This window comes from Burkholderia sp. 3C (assembly GCF_054589155.1).
Genome location: NZ_BAAILN010000136.1, coordinates 175353 through 180921, shown reverse-complemented (window position 1 = coordinate 180921; position 5569 = coordinate 175353). Strand labels below are relative to the sequence as shown.

The 5569-nt window shown below is 66.2% G+C and carries 5 protein-coding genes; 1 reads left to right on the top strand and 4 read right to left on the bottom strand.

The window, feature by feature from the left end; all coding sequences use genetic code 11:
• Positions 1–273: 273 nt before the first annotated feature.
• Complete coding sequence (ggt, locus tag ACYP33_RS28815) at positions 274–1995, bottom strand: gamma-glutamyltransferase (RefSeq protein WP_414448072.1); 1722 nt, start codon at positions 1993–1995, stop codon at positions 274–276.
• 268 nt (positions 1996–2263) lie between these two features.
• Between ggt and ACYP33_RS28810 the strand changes: the two genes are divergently transcribed.
• Entirely contained in the window at positions 2264–2782 is a 519-nt protein-coding gene (locus ACYP33_RS28810; protein ID WP_414441382.1) for a metal-dependent hydrolase, read from the top strand.
• A gap of 137 nt (positions 2783–2919) precedes the next feature.
• Here the strand turns inward: ACYP33_RS28810 and ACYP33_RS28805 are convergent, their stop codons facing one another.
• The 3 genes from ACYP33_RS28805 to ACYP33_RS28795 all read right to left on the bottom strand — a co-directional run bounded on the left by ACYP33_RS28805 (position 2920) and on the right by ACYP33_RS28795 (position 5410).
• Positions 2920–3108, bottom strand: coding sequence for a hypothetical protein (locus ACYP33_RS28805; RefSeq protein WP_459624785.1), 189 nt, complete (start codon positions 3106–3108; stop codon positions 2920–2922).
• Between the two features lie 132 nt (positions 3109–3240).
• Positions 3241–3894: a LysE family translocator gene (locus ACYP33_RS28800; protein WP_459624784.1), complete on the bottom strand. Its 654-nt coding sequence runs from the start codon at positions 3892–3894 to the stop codon at positions 3241–3243.
• Positions 3895–4057: 163 nt separating this feature from the next.
• A complete protein-coding gene (locus ACYP33_RS28795; RefSeq protein WP_459624783.1) occupies positions 4058–5410 on the bottom strand; it encodes an APC family permease in 1353 nt (450 codons plus the stop codon).
• Positions 5411–5569: the final 159 nt, after the last annotated feature.

The following is a 5569-nucleotide window of genomic DNA, read 5'->3' as shown; positions in this document are numbered from 1 at the left end:
GGGGAAAAGAAAAACCGGCGCAGGCCGGATGCGGGATCGTCACCGCATCGGCCTGCGCCGGTCATGTCGGGCGCATTTAACGCTCGCAAGGCACTTGAGCACTGAACGCCTGTCACGCGTTCGGCGCGTTCGGCGCGTTCGGCGCGTTCGGCGCGTTCGGCGCGTTCGGCGCGTTCAGCGCGTTCAGCGCGTTCAGCGCGTTCAGCGCACCCACCGCCCTCAGCGCACCCACCGCCCTCAGCGCACCCACCGCCCTCAGCGCCCTCAGCGCCCTCAGCGCACGATACGCGTCACACCACGCCCACGCGGATCGGCCGCCGCTTCGGGCGTCTTGCCGTCAACGCGGATCACCTGGATATCGCCGCTGAAATCCTGCCCCTTCAGCGTGTAGCCCTTCGCCTCGATCTGCTGCGCCAGTTCGCCCGTGATCGGGTGGTACGGCTCCCAGAAGATCGTGTTCGGCGGCAGCAACTGGTGATGGAAGCGGAACGCGCCCACCGCCTGCTTCAGCGGCATGCCGAAATCGTAGACGTTGGTGATCACCTGGAAGATCGAGGTGAAGATGCGCGAGCCGCCCGGCGTGCCGATCACCAGCGCCACCTTGCCGTCCTGGGTCAGGATCGTCGGCGACATCGACGACAGCGGCCGCTTCTTCGGCTCGATCGCGTTCGCGTCGCTGCCCACCACGCCGAACATGTTGGCCACGCCCGGCTTCGCGGAGAAGTCGTCCATCTCGTCGTTGAGCACGATGCCGGTGCCTTCCGCCACCACGCCCGAGCCGAAATAGCCGTTGATGGTGTACGTGTTCGACACCGCGTTGCCCCACTTGTCCACCACCGAGAAGTGCGTCGTTTCGGCCTTCTCCGGCATCGTGGTGCCGAGGCCCGGCTTCACGCTCTGCGTGTCGGACGGCGAAACCGGATTGACCTCGGCCGCGCGCTTGGCGATATAGGCGTCGTCGGTCAACTGCGCCACCGGCACCTTGTAGAAATCGGGGTCGCCGAGGTATTGCGCGCGATCGGCGAACACGCGCTTCTCGATCTCGGCCACCAGGTGCACGTACTGCGCCGAATTGAGCGGCACGCCCTTGAAGTCGGCCGCGCGATCCTCCTTCATCTTCAGCAACTGCACCAGCCCCACCCCGCCCGAACTCGGCGGCGGCGCGGTGATCACGTGATAGCCGTTCCAGTTCGCCTCGACCGGCTGACGCCAGACCGCCTTGTACTGCGCGAGATCCTCGGCGGTGATGAGGCCGTCGCCGGGCTGCATCGCGGCGGCGATCTTCGCGGCCGTCGGCCCCTCGTAGAAGCCCTTCGCGCCCTGCGACGAGATGCGCTGCAGCACGTTGGCCAGGTCGGGCTGCTTGAAGTTCGTGCCGGCCTTCATCGCGCCGAAGAACTTGTCGAAGTTGGTCTTGCCGTCGAATTCCTTGGAGGCGTCCGCGCCACGTTGCGCGAGTTGCTCGTCCACCATGAAGCCGTCCTTCGCGTAATGGATGGCCGGCGCGAGCACCTGCTGCCACTTGAGCTTGCCGAAGCGCTTCTGCGCTTCCCACATGCCCGACACGGTGCCCGGCACGCCCACCGCGCGCGGCCCGTACAGGCTCATGCCCTTGATGACGTTGCCGTCCTTGTCGAGATACATGTCCTTGGTGGCGGCGAGCGGCGCGCTTTCGCGGTAGTCGAGGAAGTACGGCTTGCCGTCGACGTAGAGCGTCATGAAACCGCCGCCGCCGATGTTGCCGGCCTCGGGGTACGTGACCGCCAGCGTGAACGCGATCGCCACGGCGGCGTCCACCGCGTTGCCGCCTTCCTTGAAGATTTTCTCGGCGGCGTCGGCGCTGTATTTGTCGGCGACCGCTACCGCCGATCCAGTTAGTTGCGCATGCAACGGTGTCTTGGCGAGCGCGGGGGCGGCGGGCATGAAGCCCGAAACGGCGACGCCGGCGCAAGCTGCGACGACGGAAATCCTGAAACGTTGGAACGTAACGTTCATTGCGCATCCCTCATGAGTGAATACAGGCGTGCTGGAAAAAGGCCGTCTCGCCGCTTATAGCATGTTCCGGAACTTGAAAAAAATGCTTGAGACACGATGGTGCAATGCAACTTTCAGTGCTGAATGCAGGGCTTTTGCGCGTTAGCGACCGTTAGATGCAATTCATGCGCGCAGAGAAATATTCCGCCGCAGATGATCCGCACGCGGTGCCGATCTGAGAAGATGGCGCCCCGGATTTTTTGCAGCGCACCTTCGCACGTTTCCCCGCATGGCTTCACATAACGCTCATCGTGCGACCGGCTGGGCAGCCGGTTTGATCGCCGCCGCGCTCGTCTGGCAGGCCGGCGCCGCCGGCGCATGGCACGCCGGCAGCTTCGCCGCCTTCCTCGGCGGCGTGGCCGGCGGCACCGCGCCCGACTGGCTCGAAGTGGCCTGGTGGACGCGCAAGCGGCGGCTGTGGATCAAACATCGCACGGCGACACATTGGGGCATCGGCTGGATCGCGCTGCTGTGGTTCGCCGATCGCGCCGTGGCCGCGCAGCATGCGTGGGCGCCGCCGCTGTTCGGCTTCGCGTGCGGCGGACTCATGCATCTGCTCGCGGATTGGCCGAACCCGCTCGGCGTGCCGTGGATCCTGCAACGTCACTCGCTGAACTGGTGGAAAAGCGGCCGTTGCGACCTGATCGTGGTGACGGTCGCGTGGATCGGCGCGTTATGGCTTGCGCAGGCGGCGTGGCAGCGCGATGCACTGCTCGAGCATTGGCTGCGGTGGTTGAGGATGGCTTGAGCGGCGGGTTGAAGCGCGAGGCGAGGCGTGAAAGCGGAATCGGGAAACGAACGCGAAGCGCGGCGCGCGAACGGCGGAGCTTGAACGAGTTGGCTTGAAGCGCTGGGCACCCGCCGACGCAGCGCACCCTGCTTGCCTCATTCCACGGCGCGTGACGGCCGTGGGCCGGCGGCATCGCCGAAGATATCCTGCGAGGTAAAGCCGAACATGCGCACGCATTCGCGAATATCGGCCAGCACGGTGCTGGACACCGCGAGCTTGTCCTCCGCGAGTTGCTGCTGAATCGTGTCGATCCGTTGCTGGCAGTGTTCGAAATCGTCGATCACGGCGGACTCCCTCTAAAGGTATCAATACGCCAGGCGGCTCGCACCCGGCACGATCAAAACCTTTCGATGTTAGTGAACTCGCGGCGCGCGTTGAATCGGAAAGCGCCGATAGTCACCTAGGAGAAATCGCAATCAGCGCGTCTGCGCCGCGACCTTCACGCCGAGCCCGATCAGCATCGAGCCGATCAGCTTGCCCTGCAGGCGGCGCAGCAGCGGCAGCTTGCCGAGCATGTGACGCAGCGGCCGCAGCGCGAATACCAGCATCGACGTATAGAGCGTGCCGAACACCGCGAACAGCACCCCCAACTCGACGAACTGGAAGAACGCATGCCCGTTCTCGGGATGCACGAACTGGGGCAGGAACGCGATGAAGAACAGCGCCGTCTTCGGGTTGAGCAATTCGGTCAGGATCGCCTGGCCGCACACGCGCACCGGCGACACATCCTGCTGTACCGGCGGCGCGCCATCGGCGGCCGGGGCCTGGGCGGCCAGCTTCGGCGCCGGCTCGCGCCACGAGCGCCAGCCCAGGTAGAACAGATACGCCGCGCCCACGTATTTCACGGCATTGAACGCGATCGAGGACGTCATCAGCAGCGCCGACAGCCCGGCCCCGGCCGCGAGCGTATGGACGATGTCGCCGATCGCGCAGCCCACGCTCGCCATCACGCCGGCGCGCCAGCCGCCTTGCGCGGTGCGCGACAGCACCATCAGCACGGCCGGCCCCGGCACCAGGAACAGTCCGAACATGATCACGATGAATGTGCCGAGCGTCGACAGGTCAATCACTTGCGCTTCCTTTCCATAAAGGGCCGTGCCCCAAACGGAACGGCCCCGCGCATTGCGCGCGAGGCCGTGATTGTACTGGGGCCGCGCGCAACGCGCAGGGCGTCACACCCGGCGCGCCCCTGCCCCGTTCCCTGCTCGTTCGCTGCCCGCCCTTCTCGGCCGGTCAGACGGCCATTTCCGGCGGCGCCTGGCGGAAACCGCGCGTGAGCCAACCCAGGTAGACCAGGCCGAGCACGAACCAGATCGCGCCGAGCACCAGCGCCGATTTCTCCAGGCTCACGAGCAGCCAGATATCGGCGATCGCGCCGAGCGCCGGGAACAGCAGCCCGCCGATCGCGCCGAAGCGGCGCTGCGCGGGCGGCAGCACGAAATACTGGCGCATCACGCACAGGTTGACCGAGGTGAACGCGAGGAACGCGCCGAAGTTGATGAACGAGGTGGAGGTGGCCACGTCGAGCTTCAGCGCGATCAGCCCGATCACGCCGGCGAACGCGATATTGAGCGCGGGCGTCTGGAAGCGCGGGTGGATGTAGCCGAAGATGCGGCGCGGCAGCACCTCGTCGCGGCCCATCGCGTAGAGCAGCCGGCCGACGCTGGCCTGCGCCGAGATGCCCGAGGCGAACTGCGCGAGGATCAGCCCGGCCAGGAACACCGACACGAAAATATCGCCGCCCACCTTCTTGGCGATCTCGAACGCGGCCGAATCGGGGTCCTTGAACACCGCGCCCGGATGCGCCAGTTGCAGCGTGTAGGCCGCGATCACGAAAATCGCACCGCCGATCAGCGCGATCAGCACGATGGCGCGCGGAATCGTCTTCTCGGGGTTGACGGTTTCCTCGGTCAGCGTCGATACCGCGTCGAAGCCCAGATACGAATACGCGGCGATCGCGGCGCCGGCCATGGTGGCCGACAGCGGCACGTGCGCATTGAAGAACGGCTGCGCGGCGAGAATGCCGCCGGGGCCGGCGGCCGCCATCGCGTAGTGGCAGCACAGCGCCACGAACAGCGCGACGATCACCAGTTGCACCACCATCAGCACGATGTTGAAGCGGTTTGCCAGCTCGATGCCGAGGATGTTCAGGCCGCTCGTCAGCACGATGAACGCGACGATCCACACCCACGCAGGAATCGACGGAAACGCCGCGCCCAGATAGGCCGCGCCGATCAGCCAGATCACCATCGGCAGGAAGAAGTAATCGAGCAGCGTGGCCCAGCCGATCATGAAGCCGAGATGCGCGTTGAAGGTCTTGCGCGTGTAGGTGTAGGCAGAGCCTGCCACCGGGAACAGGCGCGCGAGCTTGCCGTAGCTCAGGGCCGTGAACACGATTGCGATCAGCGCCAGCAGATAGGCCAGCGCGGCCGTGTCCTGGCTCGCGCCGGCCAGCACGCCGTAGGTGCCGTAGACGATCAGCGGCGCCATGTAGGCCAGGCCGAACAACAGCACGGACGGCAGGCCGAGCGTGCGCTTCAGGCGCGGCTCGTGGCCGTCGGGGCGCGACGGGGAGGATTGAGTCATGGTCGGTCTCCAGTGAGCGCGGCAACGCGCGCTCCTACGCAAAACACCAGGTTGCACGGTGCCGCACCGCGTGACGGCGCGCTGCGCGAGGCAGGCGACATCGCCGCGGCGGCGGCATGGATCTACGGTCAGGCCAAGGTCAAGAAAGCGAACAACGGG